General features: G+C 50.6%; 19 protein-coding genes and 1 tRNA gene. 12 read left to right on the forward strand and 8 right to left on the reverse strand.

Going from position 1 to position 21,867, the window contains the following annotated elements; translation table 11 throughout:
• The first annotated feature begins 461 nt into the window (after positions 1-461).
• The 4 genes from P4D80_RS05345 to P4D80_RS05360 all read left to right on the forward strand — a co-directional run bounded on the left by P4D80_RS05345 (position 462) and on the right by P4D80_RS05360 (position 4,068).
• Positions 462-2,282, forward strand: a complete 1,821-nt coding sequence (locus P4D80_RS05345; protein ID WP_421657889.1) for a phosphodiester glycosidase family protein — start codon at positions 462-464, stop codon at positions 2,280-2,282.
• Positions 2,283-2,674: 392 nt separating this feature from the next.
• The gene (locus P4D80_RS05350; protein WP_421657890.1) at positions 2,675-3,091 is read left to right on the forward strand and encodes a phosphomannose isomerase type II C-terminal cupin domain; all 417 of its coding nucleotides are present in this window, start codon (positions 2,675-2,677) and stop codon (positions 3,089-3,091) included.
• A gap of 340 nt (positions 3,092-3,431) precedes the next feature.
• Positions 3,432-3,761: a HesB/IscA family protein gene (locus P4D80_RS05355; protein WP_421657891.1), complete on the forward strand. Its 330-nt coding sequence runs from the start codon at positions 3,432-3,434 to the stop codon at positions 3,759-3,761.
• A 236-nt stretch (positions 3,762-3,997) separates the two neighbouring features.
• A tRNA-Gly gene (locus P4D80_RS05360) sits at positions 3,998-4,068 on the forward strand.
• 316 nt (positions 4,069-4,384) lie between these two features.
• On the opposite strand, the gene P4D80_RS05365 is transcribed toward P4D80_RS05360, so the two are convergent.
• The 4 genes from P4D80_RS05365 to glnA all read right to left on the reverse strand — a co-directional run bounded on the left by P4D80_RS05365 (position 4,385) and on the right by glnA (position 8,572).
• Complete coding sequence (locus P4D80_RS05365; RefSeq protein WP_421657892.1) at positions 4,385-5,140, reverse strand: lipoate--protein ligase family protein; 756 nt, start codon at positions 5,138-5,140, stop codon at positions 4,385-4,387.
• 249 nt (positions 5,141-5,389) lie between these two features.
• Entirely contained in the window at positions 5,390-5,878 is a 489-nt protein-coding gene (locus P4D80_RS05370) for a YbjN domain-containing protein (RefSeq protein ID WP_421657894.1), read from the reverse strand.
• A 135-nt stretch (positions 5,879-6,013) separates the two neighbouring features.
• Positions 6,014-6,916, reverse strand: a complete 903-nt coding sequence (locus P4D80_RS05375) for a ferritin-like domain-containing protein (protein WP_421657895.1) — start codon at positions 6,914-6,916, stop codon at positions 6,014-6,016.
• 237 nt (positions 6,917-7,153) lie between these two features.
• The gene (glnA, locus tag P4D80_RS05380; RefSeq protein ID WP_421657896.1) at positions 7,154-8,572 is read right to left on the reverse strand and encodes a type I glutamate--ammonia ligase; all 1,419 of its coding nucleotides are present in this window, start codon (positions 8,570-8,572) and stop codon (positions 7,154-7,156) included.
• 393 nt (positions 8,573-8,965) lie between these two features.
• Between glnA and apcB the strand changes: the two genes are divergently transcribed.
• The gene (gene apcB, locus P4D80_RS05385; RefSeq protein ID WP_421657897.1) at positions 8,966-9,478 is read left to right on the forward strand and encodes an allophycocyanin subunit beta; all 513 of its coding nucleotides are present in this window, start codon (positions 8,966-8,968) and stop codon (positions 9,476-9,478) included.
• A gap of 203 nt (positions 9,479-9,681) precedes the next feature.
• Here apcB and P4D80_RS05390 read toward each other — a convergent pair whose 3' ends face one another.
• Positions 9,682-10,299 carry a hypothetical protein gene (locus P4D80_RS05390; RefSeq protein WP_421657898.1) on the reverse strand — a complete coding sequence of 206 codons (618 nt, stop codon included), beginning with the start codon at positions 10,297-10,299 and terminating at the stop codon, positions 9,682-9,684.
• A gap of 641 nt (positions 10,300-10,940) precedes the next feature.
• Here P4D80_RS05390 and P4D80_RS05395 point away from each other — a divergent pair.
• The 5 genes from P4D80_RS05395 (at position 10,941) to P4D80_RS05415 (ending at position 16,891) form a co-directional block, all read left to right on the forward strand.
• Entirely contained in the window at positions 10,941-11,318 is a 378-nt protein-coding gene (locus tag P4D80_RS05395) for a histidine kinase (RefSeq protein ID WP_421657900.1), read from the forward strand.
• A gap of 44 nt (positions 11,319-11,362) precedes the next feature.
• Entirely contained in the window at positions 11,363-11,665 is a 303-nt protein-coding gene (locus tag P4D80_RS05400; RefSeq protein WP_421657902.1) for a hypothetical protein, read from the forward strand.
• 303 nt (positions 11,666-11,968) lie between these two features.
• On the forward strand, positions 11,969-12,403 hold the full coding sequence (locus P4D80_RS05405; protein WP_421657903.1) for a heavy metal-responsive transcriptional regulator: 435 nt from the start codon (positions 11,969-11,971) through the stop codon (positions 12,401-12,403).
• A 68-nt stretch (positions 12,404-12,471) separates the two neighbouring features.
• Positions 12,472-15,228 (forward strand): hypothetical protein, encoded by a 2,757-nt coding sequence (locus P4D80_RS05410; RefSeq protein ID WP_421657905.1) that lies wholly within the window; start codon positions 12,472-12,474, stop codon positions 15,226-15,228.
• A gap of 520 nt (positions 15,229-15,748) precedes the next feature.
• Positions 15,749-16,891: a hemolysin family protein gene (locus P4D80_RS05415; protein ID WP_421657907.1), complete on the forward strand. Its 1,143-nt coding sequence runs from the start codon at positions 15,749-15,751 to the stop codon at positions 16,889-16,891.
• 8 nt (positions 16,892-16,899) lie between these two features.
• On the opposite strand, the gene P4D80_RS05420 is transcribed toward P4D80_RS05415, so the two are convergent.
• From P4D80_RS05420 to P4D80_RS05430, 3 genes are all read right to left on the reverse strand, one after another.
• Entirely contained in the window at positions 16,900-17,757 is an 858-nt protein-coding gene (locus P4D80_RS05420) for a DNA-methyltransferase (protein ID WP_421657908.1), read from the reverse strand.
• The gene (locus P4D80_RS05425) at positions 17,744-18,841 is read right to left on the reverse strand and encodes a tetratricopeptide repeat protein (RefSeq protein WP_421657909.1); all 1,098 of its coding nucleotides are present in this window, start codon (positions 18,839-18,841) and stop codon (positions 17,744-17,746) included. Before P4D80_RS05425 ends, P4D80_RS05420 begins: the two co-directional genes overlap by 14 nt.
• Positions 18,842-18,928: 87 nt before the next feature.
• A complete protein-coding gene (locus P4D80_RS05430) occupies positions 18,929-19,606 on the reverse strand; it encodes an RNA polymerase sigma factor (protein ID WP_421657910.1) in 678 nt (225 codons plus the stop codon).
• 256 nt (positions 19,607-19,862) lie between these two features.
• Here P4D80_RS05430 and P4D80_RS05435 point away from each other — a divergent pair, with 256 nt between their 5' ends.
• Both P4D80_RS05435 and P4D80_RS05440 read left to right on the forward strand, forming a co-directional pair.
• Positions 19,863-20,432, forward strand: coding sequence for a glyoxalase-like domain protein (locus P4D80_RS05435; RefSeq protein ID WP_421657911.1), 570 nt, complete (start codon positions 19,863-19,865; stop codon positions 20,430-20,432).
• Between the two features lie 183 nt (positions 20,433-20,615).
• The gene (locus P4D80_RS05440) at positions 20,616-21,818 is read left to right on the forward strand and encodes an argininosuccinate synthase (RefSeq protein WP_421657912.1); all 1,203 of its coding nucleotides are present in this window, start codon (positions 20,616-20,618) and stop codon (positions 21,816-21,818) included.
• Positions 21,819-21,867: the final 49 nt, after the last annotated feature.

A 21,867-nucleotide genomic window follows, 5' to 3' on the forward strand; every position in this document is an offset into this window, starting at 1 on the left:
AACGGGTGAATCAAATCTTATTAAAAAAAGCCTTCTCCTGACAATCCCCGTTTCTTGGGTTTTACCACTATCGCAGTTTTCGTGGTAATCATTGATCGCAAAAGGGATGGCCTGCCCGCCCACCTATCTGGTTGCCAACTAAGCACCTCTTCTATCCTAGCGTTACTGATTTCCGATCAACCTTCCACACCAATTTCTGGCAAATTATGGAAGGCCAGATCGGCATTGACAGATCCGCTGAACAAACTTTGAGTGGCAGTAAGAATATGGTCGTGATTCGAACCGGTATGCGGGGATGGTTGAAAGAGAAGGGTTTGCAGTACTCTCAGACAAAACTTGTCAGGCTAGTGTTGCAAACACTAAATTTTGCAACATGGAAGCTTAGGGGCTTCGCCCCCAGAAGGGAGGGCCACCTCCTCCACCCCCTTCAAAACTTTTGTTTTGATCTACTAGCCATCAGCATGCCATTGGCAGCGGTTACAGTTCATTGGGTCGCACCCGAAGCAGGCACGATGAAACCAGCGATCGCCCTTTCCAGGCCACTCGTCCTGAGCCAGGCTTCCCCATCCGCTGCATCTGAAGGAACTCAGATTCTCTTCAATGGCCGCACCCTCCCGGCAGTCTGGAGTCAATGGCAAATAGCCGGTTCCACTCGCACAGGCATCAGTGATGCTGGATTGATGCAGGCGTTGGGGGTAGAACTTTTGAATACTGAGGATGCCAGCCATCAACCCGTGCAATGGTTCTCCGATCCCAGAATTAACCCACTCCTGTTGCCAACCCGCCTGATAGGCTCCATTCGCTATCTGGATATTACCGACTTTGCTCGCCAGATGGGCTGGCAGATGCAGGTTAACGGTACAACGCTGCAAATTGCCTCAGCCATTGCTAGGGTGCAATCTGTCCGGTTGGGAAAACAATCCTGGGGCGATCGCATCGTGATTGAACTCGACCAGCCTGCAACCTGGCAGGTTGACCAGCAAAACCAGGAATTTGTGCTCACCCTCAACGCCCAACTCGATCCATCCCTGCTCAGTCCCCAAACCAATCCCACCACCACCCCCATCACTCGCAGTCCGGGGAGCCAGCTTGCTTTTCTCCTATCCCAGCCAGCTCCCAATCAAACCCAACTCCGACTGAGCATTCCCCTCAGCCTCCGCCCCCGCGTCTGGAGTTTGCCCAACCCCAATCGCTTAATCGTAGATGTCCGCCCCGATTCGCTGGTAGAGCGCAACATTGTCTGGGCACCCGGTCTGCGCTGGCGTTCCCAAATTCTGGATCTGGGTGGCAATCGCTTTCCAGTGGTGTGGCTGGCTGTGAATCCTCTCCAACCGGGTATCAGACTCAAACCCATCCTGCCAAATCCTGGTACTATGACGGGCATCGCTTCCCTGCCTCAGACTGTTCGGCTGGCACAGGCCGCGGCTGCCATTAACGGTGGCTTCTTCAACCGTAACAACCAACTTCCACTGGGAGCGATTCGGCTGGATGGGCGCTGGCTCTCCGGCCCCATTCTCAACCGGGGAGCGATCGCCTGGAATTCTTCAGGAGCATTCAAAATCGACCGTCTCGCCCTACAAGAAACCCTGATTACTTCAACGGGTCAACGCCTCCCGCTGACTCATCTCAACAGCGGCTATATTCAGGCTGGTATCGCCCGCTACACCTCCGATTGGGGACCGACCTATACCCCCCTTTCGGATAACGAAATTCTTGTCCTCGTTCAAAACAATCGGATTATCAACCAACAAACGATTCCTACCGCTGGCAGCCAGCCAATTCCAATTCCAGCCAATGGCTACCTCCTGGTGCTGCGTTCTAACCGCACGGCAGCCACCAGTCTCGCGGTTGGGTCTTCCTTGAGGCTCGAAAGCGTCACCAACCCACCTGATTTCAGCTCCTACCCCCAAATCGTGGCTGCCGGACCGCTCCTTTTACAAAACCGCCAGATTGTTCTGGATGCCCCAGCCGAAAAATTCAGTCGGGCATTTGCAACTGAAAAAGCAAGCCGAAGCGCGATCGGGCAAGCTGCAAATGGTCACCTGCTCATTGCTGCCGTCCACACTGACATCCGTGGAGTCGGAGCGACCTTAACGGATATCGCCCAAATTATGCAGCAGCTTGGAGCCATCAACGCCCTGAATCTGGATGGTGGCAGCTCCACAACCCTCTATCTGGGCGGCCAAATCCTCGATCGCCCCCCTCGAACCGTGGCTCGTGTCCACAATGGTATTGGCATTTTTGTGCAACCCACACGTCAGTTGATGAGAAGTGAAGAGTAAGGGGGGAGATGAAAACTCAAAAACTCGTCTAACCCCACTCACTCACACCTCCACTCCCCTGCCCCCTTGCCCTTACCATCTGACCTCACTAAAATGAACCTGCCTTAAACCGGGCTCACGGTTTGTAAAGTCTTGGTATAGATCTGGTTCTAGAGGGAGGGCTAAGCCTGAATATGCGGTTACAAATTTGCTATCTTGACTTCGGCAATCTTTTTGGATGATATAGCGGTAGTCATTATGATTAGGACGGGGTGCGGGGGTGGAACCCCTCGCTGGGAGCGCAACCCCCACTCCCTCTCTAATTCCAATGTCCTAATGCACCCGCGTAGAGCTATAAGAGGTTGCAACAAACTCACTCAGTGAACGAACTCGCTTAGTAAGGAGATAGACCCTTGGCTCAACCTCAAGAAACCACCCAAACTCCTGCCCTTGCTGTATCGGTCTCAGCTAACCAGCGGCTCGTCGCTGCAACCGAACTGCGTCCCTGGGGTTCTTTCACAGTTTTAGAAGAAGGTCGAGGCTACAAAATTAAGAGAATAGAGGTAAAGCCAGGTCATCGCCTTAGCCTGCAAATGCATCACCATCGGAGTGAGCATTGGATTGTGGTTTCGGGCACAGCAAAAGTGACCTGCGGTAGTGATGAACGCATCCTCACCAGCAATCAGTCAACCTATGTCCCCCAGTGCACAACTCATCGGTTGGAGAATCCAGGAGTTATTCCCCTTGTCCTCATCGAAGTTCAAAACGGGGAATACCTGGGAGAAGATGACATCGTCCGCTATCAGGATGATTATGCTCGTGCTCAGTAAGGGGTAATAGGGTGGATAAGTTGGGGAGTGGAAGAGCACCCATCTACCCATCCGCTCCTTACCCCTTACCTCACTGACAGCCAACGACTAACAACTTTACTTAGCCCCCAGTGCCCAGTCCCTTCTAGCTCTGACACCTGATACTGACCACATCCTAACTTCCTGATTCCTTCGGTTCTTCTGGCTTGCCGGTGAAAGAGTAGCTTATGCTACTCTTTCATCTCAAACAAAGTCCCTGGAATATTGATTTTGTTTTGGTGATAAGCGAACTTATCACCAAACTCCCAGGAGAGCCATTCCTTCCTGCGGTAGGATAGAAGTTGAAGATTGAAGCTTTGAAATGATTCATCTCAGCAGTACTGCAGCCAATGAGATTCTGCGTTTACGGACAAAACGCAACAAAGCCGACCTCCTTCTTCGTCTGGGAGTCCAGCCCAAAGGTTGTTTAGGGCTGTCCTATGTTATGGGTTTTGACGAAGCAGTGAGACCGGGCGATCAGGTCTATGATTGTAATGGGATTCGAGTCGTCATCAATGCCGAAAGTCTTGCCTACCTTGATGGGCTATCTCTGGACTATTCGGAAGATTTGATGGGCGGAGGCTTTCGTTTCCGCAACCCAAATTCGGAACAGAGCTGTAGCTGTGGCACCTCGTTTGCGATCGCAAGCTAACATCAGATTCCCCAACGTTGGCTGTCGTAGCATGGACAACGCTTTAGTTCCCTATAAGTTACCATTTCAAGCGATAAACTTTACGTCACCAACTCTTTGTGTCCCGTAAGTTCTTTTCCATTTCTCACTCAAAACGTGCTATCCTGGTCTATGCCTGTTTGCTCGAACAGCGCTTTCAGGTATGCATTTTTCGTAAATAGCTTTCAGGTATACATTTTTCGCAAATAAAAGTTTTTGCGGGCATAGTTTAGTGGTAAAACCATAGCCTTCCAAGCTATTGATGCGGGTTCGATTCCCGCTGCCCGCTTCCAAGGTACTATCACACTAATGTAGGATGACAGAAATAACTGCTCAGTTGTGATGGGGATGGGCAGGGGGTTTCACCCCCTCCACCCCGAAATTATCCTTAATTTAATTGCTCCTAGCTACTTACTAGTAGCGCGGCAAGCCTAAAACATTGGGTTTATCAAATCTAGTGAAAGCAGTCTCAGAAGCAAACTCAGCGATTGACTTACTCAACAAATTAAGCTGGATGCGCTACTAGTAGTCCGTCAGGATAGATTTGAGGGATAACTCAAATCTACAAAACCCAATTCTCAGGTGTTTTGAGGGTTTTCAACCCATTAAAACAGTCTTGACAGACCACTAGTTCCTTTCACCTTAGAAAGGATAGCCTGCCACTCTGCTTCAGACAGGGGCTGCACCTCGAAACTTGCTGCAAAGCACCTGCCAGCTGCTTCTACCAGGGCATTGATGACCGTTTCAATTTGGGCTTTACCCGTTTGCTGTAAAGGCAGATTGGGAAACTGCGGTTCGACTCCAAATACCTGCATAAACAGGTCTGAACTGGGCTGTAGCTGGATTGAACCATGCTGTAAAACAGCATTCTTCTGGTACACCTGGGCACTGCCAATCAGTTTTGCACCGTCTTTCATTACCAGATCTGCACTGGTGGCTGTACCAAAACAGTTCGGATTTTGGATATACCCACGTCCTGCCTGCCCGTAGTGGAGGTCAACACCGAGCGATCGCCACCCCTCCAGTAAAAACTCACAGAGAGTCTGGTATACCTGCATCCGGTTACCTCTCAAACCTGAGGTAATCACAGCATAGGTCAAATCTCCGTAATGCAGCACAGCCCGTCCACCCGTCGGTCGTCGCACCAATTCCACAGGGTGTCCCTGCCAGGACAGGTTTTGCCAATGCTCAGGCCATCGGCGTTGATGATAACCCAAAGAAATGGTGGGAGGGTTCCAGGTGTAAAAGCGCAGGGTGGATGGGTGTTTTCCTTGCTGATGCTGAGCCAACAGCCAGGCATCTAGCGCCATCTGAAACACTCCCGACGTTTCCAGTAGGGGAATTAGACGCCAGGTTTGCATGGGAGGGGGAGGGAGTGGATGGGTGGATGGGTGGGGAATTTTGAGTTTTGAGTTTTCACCTCACTCGAGGTTGTTCTAGAAATGGGGCTCTGGCTCCTTGAAACCCTGATTCCCTCGACCCCCTTTAAGATTGCCACAAAAAATTTGACAAACCCCCTCACTCCTCTCTAACAACTAACGACCAACAACTGAATCTTTACCCCATCACTCATCCACCCATCCACCCTCACCCCATTGCCTTCTGCTATATCAGGTTGCTCCAAATTCAGCCTGCAGGAGTTCGTCGTTATCATCAGCTAGTGTTGCAACAATGGTAATTGCGCGAGAAATTTCGCTAGGAGAAACATCGGTGAGCGATCGCGTTGAAACCACGACGACTTCACCGTTCAAAATAGCGAAGCGTGCTTCAAGTGTACTTGCCCAATTCATCTCAAGAAGCTTTCGCATCAACTGGGGCTCATTTTTGGCAGGCAGTTTTAAGACCGACGACCAGACAGTTATTGAATCCTCATCCGCCAGACCAGTCAGTTGAACAAGTACCTCAACCGTTCCGTACTTGAATTTCCAAAGATATCCTTCTTCACTGCGGTTAACCATTGCTGTTTGATCACTGTCCAGGCTAGCGATCACCGTTTCAATCACTTCTACCGGATTGTTAACCGTCGTTTCTTCGATTAGATTGCTAACCAGCTCATCACCACTTGAAACGCCGTCTGGATTTGATTGAAGAATAGCCATAGGAAACTCTGCTCAGTAGCACTAATAATATAAAAATCGAACAGCAAAGCATCATGCTGCTCTGAGTTTAACCTACCGCTGATTTTTGAATGTCGCTCCGGGTGTCCTGATTTCTTTATTTTCAGCACATTTTCACTACGCTGACTTCTTCGTCTTATCCAGACTGTTACGATTACGATTTAGCCCGTTCAAAAACATTGGTACAAATTTTTCCATAAATGCTTTTGGATCCCGGTTCCAGGCACGTTGGGCAATGTTGAAGCGAGTAATCTGAAGGTCAGGTGCTAGGAGGGATTGAGGCAATCGTTCAATCAGGTACTGGGGACGTTCCCATAAAGGCATGGTTTCTGCAATATCCAATAACTTACTAACTCGACGCAGTTCCGCACCCAGAGTGATATCCATCCCGGCTTCGTAAGCGGCCTGTTCGATCGCCGCATACTTCCGCTTGGCGGTTTCTACCTTCTGCCGATGCTCTGGGCTCTTGTCAGCGAGTTGAGCCAGCCAACGGTTTCCCCAACGAACGTGACCAGCTTCTTCAGGGAAAATGCGCTCAATCGTTTCACGAATGCGAATGTTTTCTTCCGTTTGAGGGGCTTGCTTCAAAGCATAGATATGAGCAGAGAAATACTCACAGCCACGTTTTTCGGTGACATTAATGGCTGCCAGGGAGGCAATAATTCCGTCTTCCAGGTTCTTTTCACTGAAGGAGTCTTGATCAAGCAGGCGTTCAAATTCGTCAATATAAAGTGCTCCGGGGGGTTTACCAATGTTGGCTCCCAGATCCACTAGCAGGTCGGTTAACCACATGGCATGGCGCGCTTCATCCGAAACATGGCGAGAGAGATTCCTTACCAGTTCAGGGGGGGTGCCATCCAGTCGCTCAATCAAATCAGTCAAATCTTTACAGCTACGCTGTTCACTGAAACGGTAGCGATTCAAAGTGATTAAATGAATTTCGCGATCGCGCACGACCTGGCTCATAATCTCCCGTGCGCCTAAACTTTGTTGAAACTTGCGGGGGTAAGCAACCGTCATAACTTTATATGTCTTTTTGTAACTAAACCCTTTAAATGGTAGCGCAGTTTCCGGGGGCGGATCATGACAAAAGCCGCCCATTGCTGGACGGCTAATTCGCTAAGTAGGTAGCCATCATCACTAACTATAAATGGGGAGTGGGAGCGCAGACCCCAGACAAGGAGTTTCACCCCTTCCCCTCCCAAATTAGCCTTAATTTAATTGCGTCTAGCTACTTAACTTAAGAAGGGCTAACTTTTAGACATCATAGTAAAGAGCAAATTCGTAAGGATGAGGACGAATGCTCATAGGAATCACTTCGTTGTCAAGCTTGTAGCTGATCCAGGTATTGATGAAATCTTCGGTAAAGACCCCACCAGCCGTGAGAAATTCGTGATCCGCTTCCAGATTTTTGAGGGCATCCATCAGTGAACCGGGAGTGGACGGCACCTTTGCCAACTCCTCTGGGCTGAGATCGTAAATGTCCACATCCAGCGGATCACCCGGATCGATCTTATTTTTGATCCCATCAATACCTGCACACAGCATCGCAGCAAAAGCCAGATAGGGATTACAAGATGCATCGGGACAGCGGAACTCTAGCCGCTTGGCTTTGGGATTGCTACCCGACAGAGGAATGCGCACCGAGGCGGAACGGTTGCCCTGGGAGTAAGCCAGGTTTACCGGAGCCTCAAAACCGGGTACCAACCGCTTGTAGGAGTTGGTGGTGGGGTTGGTGAATGCCAGCAGTGCCGGAGCATGCTTGAGCAATCCACCGATATAGTGCAGCGCGGTTTCACTCAGGTTGGCATAGCCATCTCCAAAGAATGTGGGCTGACCATTAGACCAGATGGACTGGTGGCAGTGCATTCCAGAACCATTATCGTTAAAAACGGGCTTGGGCATGAAGGTCACGCTCTTGCCATACTTCTTCGCAGTGTTTTTAATACAGTACTTATAGGTCATCAGGTAGTCAGCCGCTTTGACCAGTTCAGCAAAGCGAAAACCCAACTCGCACTGTCCACCCGTGGCGACTTCGTGGTGGTGCTTTTCGATAGGCACACCGCACTTCGCCATGGTCAGTAACATCTCAGTCCGGATATCTTGCAACGTATCAGTGGGTGCAACAGGGAAATAGCCCTCTTTGTAGCGGGGCTTGTAACCCAGGTTGCCACCGGGCTCTTCCTTACCAGAGTTCCAGCGTCCTTCGACAGTGTCTACGTAGTAGTAACCAGAGTTCTGAGTCTGGTCAAAGCGAACATCTTCAAATACAAAGAATTCAGCTTCAGGCCCAAAGTAAGCGGTGTCTCCAATCCCAGTAGATGCCAGGTATTCAAGCGCTTTTTGAGCGATCGCCCGCGGACAGCGGCTGTAAAGTTCACCAGTCCGGGGTTCCTTGATGGTGCAAATCATGCTTAAAGTGGGCTCTTCCATGAATGGATCGATCCAGGCCGTATCGGGATCGGGAACCATCGCCATGTCCGATTCGTTGATGGCTTTCCAACCCCGGATACTGGAACCATCAAAGGGGACACCACTGGTAAAGCTGCTTTCGTCGATCTGGTTGTGGTACAACGTCAGATGCTGCCAGATGCCCGGCATATCAATAAACTTCAGATCGATCATCTGGATGTTATCTCTTTTGATCCATTCCAAAATTTCCTGCGGGGTTGCCATGAATTACTCCTTGTGCTGTACGGTCTCAAAGCTAAATAACAGGTGGTGAGACAAAAGAATCTTTCCCTGAGCCTTCCAACCCTTTTGGGCACCTTTGTTGAGGAAATAACCACCTCAGTAAAAATACTCCTGAGAGTTGTAGCCTGGTTGTATCTGAATCATCCTAGAGATTGACCTAGGCACATTTTGTATCAAAGATTACAAATTTTCCCTCCGCTTGATTAGACTTAACCATAGTTAAGGTGGCAAAAGCCGTAATCCATCCATCACTACGTGGTAAACTGACTCTTGCGACTGGAGGCGACAGATTCCCGGCCCTGCGATTTGGCTTCGCCTACAGATCAGCAGAAATAGATAAACCTATTTAATGAGGACGAGTGGGAGAAGAGTTCCATGCGGGATGCAGTAACAAGCCTGATTAGAAACTACGACGTTACAGGTCGCTACCTGGATCGTGATGCGATGGATAGCCTGAAGTCCTATTTCAATTCAGGCATGGCCCGGGTTCAAGCGGCTGCAATTATCAATGCTAATGCTGCAGACATCGTGAAACGGGCAGGCTTACAGCTATTTGAAGAACAACCTGAGCTGATTCGTCCAGGTGGCTATGCCTACACAACTCGACGTTATGCCGCTTGCCTGCGAGATATGGACTACTACCTTCGCTACGCAAGCTACGCTCTGGTAGCTGGAGATACGGACGTTCTTGATGAACGGGTTCTAGAAGGGTTGCGCGAAACCTATAATTCTCTAGGGGTACCCATTGGTCCTACCGTTTTTGGCATCCAGATCATGAAAGATATTGTGAAGGAATTAGTTGCAGACGCGGGCATTAACGCTGAGGGTATCGTGGATCAACCCTTCGATTACATGACTCGCGAACTGAGCGAGAAAGACCTGGGTTAAGTTGCTGCTAATCCAAAATGGGCTTCTGAACTGAGGAGACAGGGGCGATCGCTCCTGTCTCCTGTTTTATTTCAAGTAGAAAAGTGGTGGACGTAACGATCAAGTTGGACGGTAACAGTCATCCCAACCCATCCACCCATCCACCGCTTTCCCCTGACTCCTGACTCCTACCTCCTGGCTCCTGGCTTCTGCCTCCTACCCCTTCACCCCGCCTCGTCTTCTAAGTGCGCTAACCGAGCATCGGGCTCCAGTACCCAGATCGCATCCTTGCCCTGCTCCGTTTGGGTAATCACCGTTTCATCGCCCCTGCGCCCCAACCTGGCGGCAAGCTCCAGTGCCTGCTGGCGAGTCTCTACAACCTTAAAAAGTCCGTAGTACTTACCATCAAGCAGAATGGCTTCTATCCGGTCATCCAGGTCAGGCAAATAGATTTGGCAAAGCTGATAGCGAGGTTGTGTTCCCAAAATCTTGCAGGTGGGGGCAGGAAAGGAGGATTGGATAGGCCGAAAATCTGCATGAGCTAATACATCGAATGAAGCGTCTGGCTCAAACATCCAAATAGCATTCCCTTTGGCGATTTTAGTAATCAGAGTTTCTCTTCCCTTTGCTAGCAAACGACGACAAATTTCAATCGCTTGCGGGTACTCCTTAACGACTTTGACCAGACTGTAATATTTCCCCGAAACCCGGATGGCAGCAGTCCGCTGTTCATCCCCTGGCAATTGAATATGGCAACAGCAATACTGCTCACGGGATTCCAGAACCTTAGGCTCTAAGGTGAGAGATTTTTCGGCAGACTGGGGGAAAGTCGGGGATAGCATAGGCGCCTCAAACAGGAAGGAAAATTGAGTTCTTAAAAAACCTCAAAGAAAGTTAACTTTCTTTATGTCTATCTTCCATAGAAGGGACTTCCGCTAAAACCGTGATAATGCGCATTTTGAGGTTCATTCGTCGATTAGACTTTAAGAAGAAACTTGCTCATTAGGAATGAAAAGAGCGGAGAGCGATTAATTGTTATGAACATCTGACTCTGCTGCCACTCCCCCTTGCTGCTCCTTATCTCTAGTGTTGCAAACACTAAATTTTGCAATATGCGGGTTTGGGGGGCTTCGCTCCCAAGCGAGGGTTCCACCCCTGCACCCCAACAAAACTCCTGCACCCCAACAAAACTTTCGTTTTGCTGTGAGCAGGTGGGACTAATTATATAAGACCTGTGTAGGTTATAAGACCTGCGTAGGTTGGGTTGAGGCACGAAACCCAACGCCCGCATGGGTTACGCTATCGCTAACCCATCCTACATTTGATTCCACCTACCTACTTACTAGTGGTTTGTCAGTCTTCATTTTGTGTCCTGGATTGAGTCAGAGTGGCTATTTGGTGAGTTGAAAACTCAAAAGATAAGTCTTGACAGACCACCAGCCAGGGTGAGTAAAACATCTATTCACATTCGCTTTCCAACAAAATGGCTCACTCTTGTCACATTATTGTTGCGGGTAACCCCGCCATTATCTTTGCCAGTCGGGGCGGCACTCCTGATAAAATCCTGCCCACTCTTAAACGGTTTCTGAACAAATTCTGGCAAGAACGAGATGCCTTAGGAGAAACCAGTGATACTCCTGAATGCCTGCTAGCTCAGATAGTTGTTCGATTTGGGTTTGAGATTTGTGAAGACGACTTTTCAAATTTACGGGTGGGGGTACGTTATGACCCGCAGGTGGAATATCTTTACCTCATATCGCCTGACCGCAAAATTAGTGTTTGGGTACCCGAAGACGCTTATCGGAAAAATCCTGAGTTGGGATTAGAGGGATGTCAGAGCCTGACATCGCAGAATGTTTGAGTGAACGCTCTAAAATTGGGATAGGAGGCATAGGGCACTCATTTATGAATGTTTTGTGGTCACGCTTTTTGAGGTCAATTTATCGCAAGGAACCCATTGTTGGTTTCGTGGCAACGGTTGGAGTTGTGGATGCGGCGATAGGCGGGTTGAGTGGACACTGGTCTTTGCTAGCGGTTGGACTGGGAACGGTAGGTACAGCGATCGCGCTTCGCCTGTGGCAAGTTCAACGCCGTAGTGCGACTGAGCCAGTGGGTGATCACCCAGCCCATATTCTTCCGCCTCAATCTTCGCGTCCCAGCTTACCCACATTAACGGCTTCCAAAAAATCTCCCCCCAGAGGGCTCTAGTGGTTCACCAAAGGAACTTTGCCTGGTTATCTAAACCCGGAAAAACCAATTTAGGGGGTTTTGAAGGGTTGCAAACCCTTTAAAATCTGCCTGGCAGACTGCTAGTCCCTATTCATCTATTCACCCCTCACTCCTCTCAAAAGGTTGGCTCTCCTGGGAGTTTGGTGATAAGCGAAGCTTATCACCAAAACAAAATCAATATTCCATGAGTTTTGTTTGGGGCGAAAGAGTAGCGTAAGTTACTCTTTCGCCGGCAAGCCGGGAGAACCAAAAGGTTTAGGTTTATAGAACTGTTCTTGGGCAATGAATTTACCGGTTACTAAATCACTGCTAAAAATTGGAGAGGTCGCCAGCCTGAGTGGGTTACCTGTAAAAACGGTGCGCTACTACGAAGAGATTGGGTTGCTGGCTCCAATGGTGGAGCGATCGCAGGCAGGCTACCGTCTGTTTGATGGGCAAATCATCAATCGGCTGGCATTTATTAAACGAGCACAGTCCCTGGGGCTGACTCTGGATGAAATCAGGAACATTTTGAATGTCCATGACCAGGGACAGTTGCCCTGCGGCGAAGTCAAGCAGCATCTTCAAGACAAATTAACTGCTATTACTCAACAAATTGAAGCCCTGGAAACTCTTCGCTCTGAACTTCAGGGCTTGCTGTCGGGTTGGCAGGAGAGCCCTCCCGCCCACCTCATTTCCCAAACCATTTGTCCAAATATCCAGGACGTTAAAGAATGAAGGCATTGCTGAAGGATGGTAGATGATGGGCTAGATTGGAGCGTGATGTCGTCTCTCTTGCCTCTCCCATGCTTCGCTTTCTCGCCACAGTGCTGCTGACGTTAATCTGTCTTGTCTCCTGTCATGCAGATCGTTCAATACCAGACGGTGTGACTGCCGAGTTAGAACCTGTGTCTGCTGTTTTAACGTCACGCCAGGTTCAGTCCTCTGCTCCTTTCATCTGGTGGGAAGCAGAAACTCCAACAAAAACGAACTTTCCTTCCCCCGATCGCAATCCCTTTTCTCCTGCCAATGAGAAGGAGTCGGAGGTGCTGTCAGCGGGGCAATGGATTGGGATAGACGGTCAATATGATGCCCCCCCTTTTCTGGAGTACACTGTCCAGGTTCCCAGCGCAGGCTCCTATTTCTTCTACAGTCGCAAATTCTGGCAGCATGGTCCATTCCGCTGGCGTTGGGATGACCAACCCTGGCAAGAGGTAGGGGCAAAACCTTACCTGATGGATGAGGTTGCTATGCGCCAGTTTGTGGGGGCAAACTGGGTTAGCCTGGGAAAGGTGGAGCTCGCGGCAGGAAGCCATCGATTCCGGGTTGAGTTGACGCGGGATAAGGGGGCTGCTGCGTTTGACTGTTTTATGCTGACCAAAACGCTGTTTCAACCCCGTGGCAAGCTCAAACCTGATCAGCGTTATGCCGCAAAAAACCTTTCCGGCTGGTTCATTTTTGACCCGGAGGTGGATTCCTTTCAGGCCAGCGCCTTGGATTTGCGATCGCTAAACGAATCCTTTGCTGGAGAAAACGGACGCATCCGGGTAAAGGGAGAAAAATTTGTCCACGAAAGAAATGGACAACCTGTCCGCTTTTGGGCAGTAAACACCTCCATGCAAAGCATCCAGATGGACAGGACGCTGATGGAGTATATGGCTCGCTCGCTGGCAAAGCGGGGAGTGAATATGGTGCGCTTGCATGGGGAAATCTGGTCAAAGGATTTTCGCAAAATTGATCCAGCCGACATTGACCGATTGTTTGCGTTTGTCGCCGCAATGAAGCAGGAAGGCATTTATACCTGTTTATCGATCTACTTTCCCCTCTGGCTGGAGCTGGATCAGGCTGATGGCTTTGCGGGGTATAGCAAACAGCACCCCTTCTCACTGCTGTTTTTCAACCAGGACTTTCAAAAGATTTACTACGATTGGTGGCGCTCGCTCCTAACAAAAGTCAACCCCTACACAGGTCAAACCCTGGCCGCTGATCCAGCCGTCGCCATGGTAGAGCTGGTCAACGAAGACTCCTACCTGTTCTGGACCTTTGAGCCCTACAAAACCATTCCAGAGGCACAGATGGAAATTCTGGAAAAGCAGTTTGGCACCTGGTTGACCGATAAGTATGGTTCCCTCGATCAGGCTCTCCGCACCTGGTCAACTTCACCAGGAAAAAACAATCCCAAACCTCCCCAGGCCGATCAACCTCAGTCGGGTCGGATCAGTTTTCTGAAACTCTACGACGTGTTTTCTAACCCGGATTCGCTGCGAGCGCAGGACACCGCCACGTTTTTGACCGAGAGCCAGAAGCAGTTTTTCCAGGAAGCCAGCCGTCGCCTGCGGCAAGACTTCAAATATCAGGGGTTGATTTATGCCTCTAACTGGGTTACGGCAGATTCCCACATCCTGGGTCCCCTGGATAAATACAGCAACACGGTTGCTGACTTGATGGACCGTCACGGCTATTTTGGCTCGCCCCATAAGGGGGAGCGATCCGCCTATGCTCTGAGTCGGGGTGATACTTACTATGACCGTTCTGCCCTCTTGTTTACGTCCTTTGACAGGGAGCAGGAGCATAACTTCAGCCTGCCGATTATGGACATCCGCTACAACGGGATGCCTTCAATCATCACCGAAATCAACGCCAACATGCCCAACCGTTTCCGGGCTGATTTTCCGCTGCTGGCCTCTGCCTACGGTTTGTTGCAAGGCTCAGATGGGTTCTTCTTCTTTGTCATGGGCTACTCCTGGGATGCCTCTCTGGGCAAATTTGCGATCGCCTCACCCGTCACTCTGGGTCAGTTTCCAGCCCTTGCCTGGATGTATCGCAAAGGTTTGTTAGCGGAGGGCAGGGATGTAATCGATGTCACCCTCAAGCTGGATGACCTCTACGCCTTGCGAGGGGCTCCTGTCACGGCTCCCCAAAATCTGGATGAGTTTCGGGCAAAGGATATTCCAGCGGGACAGGTGTTGCAGAGCGATCGCGCCAGTAGCATTGATCCCCTCGCCTTTCTGGTTGGAAAAGTCAATCTCCGCTTCTCGAAAGACAAAGCCTCCGCCAGTCAGGTTGAGCTATCCAGTTTCATCGACCGCAAAGCCAAGACGGTGCGCAGCTCTACCGGACAGCTTTCCTGGGACTACCGCAAAGGACTGGTCACAGTCAACGCTCCCCAGGCTCAAGGGGCGACAGGTTTCTTGAAACAGGCAGGTAGTCTGCAACTGAGTGATATCACGCTCAATTCAGGTCTGGACTACGGCACCATCCTTCTGGTTGCCCTGGATGACCAACCCATTACCCAATCCCGTCGGATGTTGCTCCAGGTCATGTCTGAGGAACAGAACTTTGGCTGGAGAACAACTGGCTCATCCCAGAAAACGATTGAGAGCGTGGGCAATCCCCCCATTCTGGTACGCAATCTTTCTGGACGGATTTCTCTTAAGCGAAACGACGCCGGAAGTTTGACCGTGAAGGCTCTAGATGCCAATGGTTATTCAGTTACCAATGTGGGAAATGCAGCCCAGTTCGATTTACGCCCCAACGCTTTCTATTATCTGATTGAAAAATAGAACCGAGGCAGGAAGGGAGTCGGGAGTAGAGGGGGTAGCGGTCAGTTCTCAGTCCCTAGTTCTCAGCACTCAGCGCTCAAAACTCCCTGCCTCATCACTCCTTTACCCTACTCCCCACTCCTCCCCAGCAACTAATACCAGTTTTCTCAATCAAGGCTACCGATCAAAATTCCACCGCCTATAGCACCTCCCCCTGGCATGGGGAGAATGGGAGGGGTTGAATGTGTAGCACTTAATAAAGTGATAGGTATAGCTGTCACCAGGTTGCTTAGGACTTTGGTTTTAAGGGGGTGTGGGGGTTGCGCCCCAGCCAGGGGTTCCACCCCCCCTGCACCCCATCTTAAACCTGGTGGCTATCGCTATATAACAACTAATAACTTTCCTTCCAACTTATTACCTATCACCGACCCTACGAGAGGCAATGATTTAGAAAATCTAATGAAAGCCGCAGGGCAGGAAAGTTATCATCAACAAATAACTGTTAAATTTAGTTGAACTTTCCGTCGCCTCAGGGCATCTTGTGAATTTACCCATACCCTCTCTCTTGTTGGCTGCTACGGATGTCGGTTCGCGCCCGCTATTTGGAGATGTTGCGCTCGATGTTACAGTGCTGGTTCTGATGCTGGCACTTTCGGCCTTTTTCTCTGGGTCAGAGACGGCAATTACCGCACTGGATAACTTGAAACTCAAAGCATTGATCAAGGAACAGGGGGACCCAACCCGAATTTTTACTCTGGCGCTTAACAATCGACGTAGGTTCATTACTACTCTGCTGGTGGGTAATACCCTGGTCAACAACTTTTCCAGCATTTTGACTGGCAACCTGTTCTCGTTTTGGTTTGGTGGTAATCAGGCGCTGGGAATTGCCACGTTTGTGATCACGTTTCTCACCCTCACGTTTGGGGAAATTGTGCCAAAGTCGCTGGCCATTAATAATGCAATGCCGCTATTCCGGTTGGTGGTACGCCCCATTTACCTGCTGTCCCAGATTCTTTCAGCGATCGGGGTGATCTGGCTCTTTGAAAAGATTACTCAATCGGCGATTCGTACCTTTCAGAGTGGGGTGGTGCAGCAGGATGAATCGGTCAAGGACTTGCAGTTGTTGATTGAAATCTTGGGTGGGAAGGGGCACCTCGACCTGGATAAGCACCAGTTGCTGAACAAAGCATTGATGCTGGATAAACTCAGTGCCAGGGAAGTGGTGAAGCCCCGGATTGAGATGCGAACCATTTCGCGCGAGGCAACCCTGCAAGAACTGATTGACCTATGCCTGGAGACGGGCTATTCCCGAATTCCGGTGCAGGAAGAGTCCAAGGATGAAATTGTGGGGATTGTTCACCTGAAGCGTGCCCTTCAGCAGCTATATCACTTGAAAAATGAGGGTAAAACCACCGGACTGGTTACTGAAGCAATGGATCCGCCGGTGTACGTACCCGATACCAAGCAGGTGGCAGATTTGCTAAAGGAAATGTTGCAGCGGCGCATTCATATTGCGATCGTGGTGGATGAGTATGGCGGAACAGTAGGTCTGGTGACGCTGGAAGATATCCTAGAGGAATTGGTGGGAGAGATCTACGACGAAAGCGACTTTCCCAGCCGTGGCTTTTCCACCAGGGGAACGTCTGTGGGCGATCGCGAACGGGTCAGCCGCAGGTTGCGGTAGACAAATGGTTACCGGATACGTCTACGGCGCTCTTCGTTTTTGCGATCAATGAGTCCCCACTTCTCGTCGCTGAGATGGGGAGTAGCCTGGATGCGTTGAATGGCCCACTGGTTGTATTCCGGGTTGATTTCGCAGCCCAGCCACCTGCGGCCAGATTGTTCCGCCACCACCAGGGTCGTGCCAGAACCAGAAAAGGGATCTAAAACCGTATCCCCTCGATCGGCAGCGGCAAACACTAACCGTCGGATCAGTTCTTCGGGTTTTTGGGTGGGGTGTCGGGTTTTTTCCTGCATTCCGTTGCAGGTGGTGGGGATCTCAATCACATCTTTAGGTTTGGCTCCATTGGGATGGGGAGTCCAGTTTTCCCGCTGTTTGCCGTTGCCATATTGGCTGGTGGCAGCCTGGGGATGGGCGGGATAGCGGAGGGTATGGTTGCTGTAGGGAATACGGACGCGATCGATGTTGATTTTGGTATGAGCCGTTTTACGCAGGTGCAGGATGCTCTCGTGGGAACGACCCCAGTCGTTGCCCAGATTAGCTTTATTTTTGTAGTGCCAGATGAGCCAGCGGCATTCCTTGAAGTAGCGGCAGGAGGGATGCTTGAGATCTGCCAGAATTTCTGAAAAGCCCATAATGTAAAGCGATCCAGTAGGCTTTAAAACTCTGGCCGCTTCCTGAATCCACTGCATGGACCAGTGGATGTAGTCTTCTTGAGACTCAAAGGTATCCCACTCCGCCTTTTTCAGATTGTAGGGGGGGTCTGCAAAAACAAGATCAATGGACTCATCGGCAAGAGTGGGCAGCCATTCCAGAGAATTTCCTAAGAACAGAGTGCCGTTCGCGTTCTGAAAATCACTTGTCACCATCTTCTGTGAGACTGACCAACCGCTCGATTAATATAGTTTCCTGGTCAATGTCTTGCAGGTCGCGAGCCACAGCGATCGCCCGCTCATAGGTTGCCTTTGCGTTTGGGTAGTCGCCCGCCCGCTGGTAAAGTTGGGCAAGGGCATGTAGCGAGGTCAGCTCCTGACGCAGGTTTTCCTGAAACTGTGCAATCTCCAGGCGTTTGTTCAGCATCTCAACGGATTGCTGGTAGGAGCCAGAGATGTTAAAGGCGGTTACCATACCGTCAATTGCCCGGTACTGGTTGGGGCGATCGCGGTTTATATCCGCCAGCCGAAATGCCAGTGCATAGTACTTCATTGACTCCGGGTAGCGTCCGGTCACCCGGTACACATCCCCCAGATTGTTGAGCGTGGTTGCCTGGGCATGGGTATTGGCCGCTTTGCGGCTGGCAAGCAAGGACTGCTCAAACTCAGCTACGGCGCGATCGTGATTACCAGTGCTGAAGGCCAGTAAGCCAAGGCTATCGTGAGAAAGCGCCTGTCCGTCGAGGCTATAAATGCTATTGGAGATCGTCAACGCTTCCACAAATAGTTGTTCTGCGCCTTCCGTGCCGCCCCGTGGGTAAAGACTTCGACCCAGATTGTTGAGAACATAAATTTGAGTTTCGAAGTCCTGGCGATCGCGGACAAGGGCTAACTGCCGCCGTAGTACATCTTCCAATGCCGGATATTGCCCCAATTTGCCGTAGGCAGAGGCTAGGTAACTGTAGGCGACGGTTTCAGCTTCCTGATCACCCAGGCCCTGGTAAATTGCCAGTGCCGTCTGCCAGGACTTGACCGCCTCCTGGAGCCGCCCATCCATCTCCAGAGTCTTGCCTACCTGCAACAGTTGGTCAGCCGTACTGCGCGATCGCCCGTAGGTGCCATTGTTGAGCCGAATGGTGAGTTGCTGATTGAGATCAGATGCCATTACCGGACTGCTCCAACCCAGGGCAGTCCCTGTTGCAAAGGGTGGTAACACAGCAATCCCAAGAGCGATCGCCCACAACCGATGCCCAATCAACCCCCGCCGCCAATACGACCTTTCCCCACTTTGCCGATCCATCGCACTCACACCTTACCCTATTGCCTCTAGCCGAACTCAAAACTCAAAACTTAGAACTCAAAACTCCCCACCCTCCTCCCACTCTTCCTATACCCGATTTGCGGCATCCGCATCCAGATGTCGATCTGCCCCACCCAAACCAGTGAACAGGTAAATTGTGCGCACATCCTCTGGCAACGCCGCTTCTAGCTGGCGATAGCCCTCCTGAAGTTGGGCTCTCACCTCCGCAGGCGGCATCACCTCACCCTCAGCCCGCAGATAAGCCGAGATGCGAGTCTCACTCCAGTTAAAGGTTTGGGCCATCAAAACAATCAGTCGCAGGGTGGGCGGAAGCTGGTCGAGAGCCCGCTCAATGTAGCACCAGAGGGGTGGAGAAGCCGCCTTCAGGTCATAATGAATCGCCTCAACTGGGGGTAACTCTGAGCGATTGATGCAAATTGCAGTTACATTTAGCAGCCAGCTCTGAAGCGTCATTCCGGCACTTTCACCACGGCGCAAATCCAAACCACCCAGTTCATGAAAGATATGCCGCCAGGTGGTGGCGAACAGGTAATCTGCCTGGACGGGCGATCGCGCCGAATGCCGGATCAGAGTATAAATCATCGGGCTATAGCGGCAGAAGATAGCGGCAAAATATTGCCCTGCATCGGGGTGGCGCTGAAACAGCGTCAATAGCTCCTGATCGCTGTAGTGAACCAGTGACTTTACAATCGGATGATTGCATTCAGGAAACGTTGGAATCGCAGGAAATGGTGGGATTGACACAGCCAGTCACCAGCGTAGGGTTTTCAGGAAAGAATGACCTTTAAAAAAAATATATAGGCGGTTTTCCTAAATTGGTACGATTTCTTCAAAAAATGGTAACGAAACGCCTTTACTATCTCTTCACTAATCCCTCTTCTCCAAAACCCTCTTGATAGAATAGGCTAAAGTGCTTAACAATATTGCTCTGCCATATACTCATTCCTATTGGTAGCCATTCATCCTAACGACTCATCGACAAATGTTTAATTTCAGCGGCATGACTCTCCTGACCTCATCCTCGCTTTTTGGCGCATTTATTCCAGGACTGGATTCCCTATTCTCGACCCAGGGAATCATGGTGATGTTGCTGGGCGCTTATGCCGTTGCTATGTGGATGTTTCTGACCAGTGCGCCCAAAGTTTATACCGTCATGGTGTCAGATATGGAGCTTGCCCGCCAGCTCTACGAAGGCGAGCTAGAACTGCCCGTAGCAGATGTCCCTCTGCACTATTACTACAACTATGAACAGAGCCTAGGGACAGCGGCGATTGACCCCCTCTATGCCTCACCCGCCGTTAGTCGTTCAACGATTGGAGCGGCCAATACCTCCGATGGCCTCTGGTACAAGCTAAAGAAGAACAGCCAACTCCACGTCATCTCCGGCGCCAGCCTGGGCGAGAAAAATCGCCAGAGGCATGTTTGCTTTGACCGGGATTGCCTGGAGCAAATTCTGTTGAGGATCCAGATGCGAGGTATGAAGTACAAAATTTTACGTGAAAAGCCGCTCAACTTTCTCGTCAAGGACTATGCAGGTAATGTGGTTGAGATGGCAGAAGTCTCAAACTAAATTAAAGGTCGTTTTCAAATAATCCACTTCACCCCTAACCTCCAGCCCCTAGCCTCTTTACAACGGTGCTAACTTAACGGGAAAACCATTGTAAGACTTCGGTTCTGTACGCTCTCTGACAAGAATTGGCGATCGTTCGCTGCATAATGAGGATTCAGTTGTTTTGACAGGACCGAAAAAGTCATGGGACGCGCCAAAAAAGTTGTACTGGCATACTCTGGCGGAGTGGATACATCTGTCTGTATCCCTTATCTCAAGCACGAATGGGGAGTGGAGGAGGTCATCACCCTAGCCGCCGATCTGGGACAAGGAGCCGAACTGGGCCCCGTTAAGGAAAAGGCTTTGAAATCGGGAGCCGAAGTTTCGCTGGTTATTGATGCAACAGAAAGCTTTGTAAAGGACTATGCCTTCCCTGCTATTCAGGCCAATGCTCTTTATGAAAATCAATATCCCCTCTCAACTGCGCTGGCTCGTCCCCTGATTGCCAAGCTGTTGGTTGAGGCAGCTGAGGAGTATGGTGCCGATGCCGTAGCCCACGGCTGCACCGGCAAGGGAAATGACCAGGTGCGGTTTGACGTTTCCATTTCTGCCCTCAATCCAAATCTAAAAGTGCTGGCTCCGGCCCGGGAGTGGGGCATGAGTCGGGAGGAAACCATTGCCTACGGTGAGCGATTTGGGATTCCGGCTCCTGTCAAAAAGTCTTCTCCCTACAGCATTGATAAGAACTTGTTGGGCAGGGCAATTGAGGCTGGCCCTCTGGAAGACCCCTGGACAGAACCGCCTGAAGAAGTGTATGAGATGACGGCTGCGATCGCCCAGACCCCCGACCAGCCCGAATACGTGGAAATTGGCTTTGAACAGGGAATTCCTACAACCCTCAACGGCAAAACCCTGAATCCCGTTGCCCTCATCACCGAACTGAACGAAATCGCTGGAAGACACAGCGTCGGTCGCATTGACATGATTGAGAACCGCCTGGTTGGCATCAAGTCACGGGAGGTCTACGAAACACCCGCCTTATCAGTCCTGATTCAGGCCCACCGCGACTTGGAGAGCTTGACCCTGACAGCCGATTTACTCCATTACAAACGTGGCATCGAAGAAACCTATTCCCAGATTATCTACAACGGTCTCTGGTACAGCCCGCTGAGAGATGCCCTGGATGGGTTTGTGAAAAAGAGCCAGGAGCGTGTTTCTGGAACTGTTCGCCTGAAGTTATTCAAAGGGCATGCGATCGTGGTTGGGCGCAAATCTGCCTACTCCATTTACACACCCGATCTGGCAACCTATGGTGCAGAAGATACCTTTGATCACAAAGCCGCCGAGGGTTTCATCTACGTTTGGGGGCTGCCCACTCGTGTCTGGTCCCAAAAGCTGCGACAGTAAATGGTAAGAGGTTGAGAGCTGGATGAGTGGCTGAGTGGATGGGCGAATG

This window comes from Leptothermofonsia sp. ETS-13, from assembly GCF_049200465.1.
Classification (GTDB): domain Bacteria; phylum Cyanobacteriota; class Cyanobacteriia; order Leptolyngbyales; family Leptolyngbyaceae; genus Leptothermofonsia.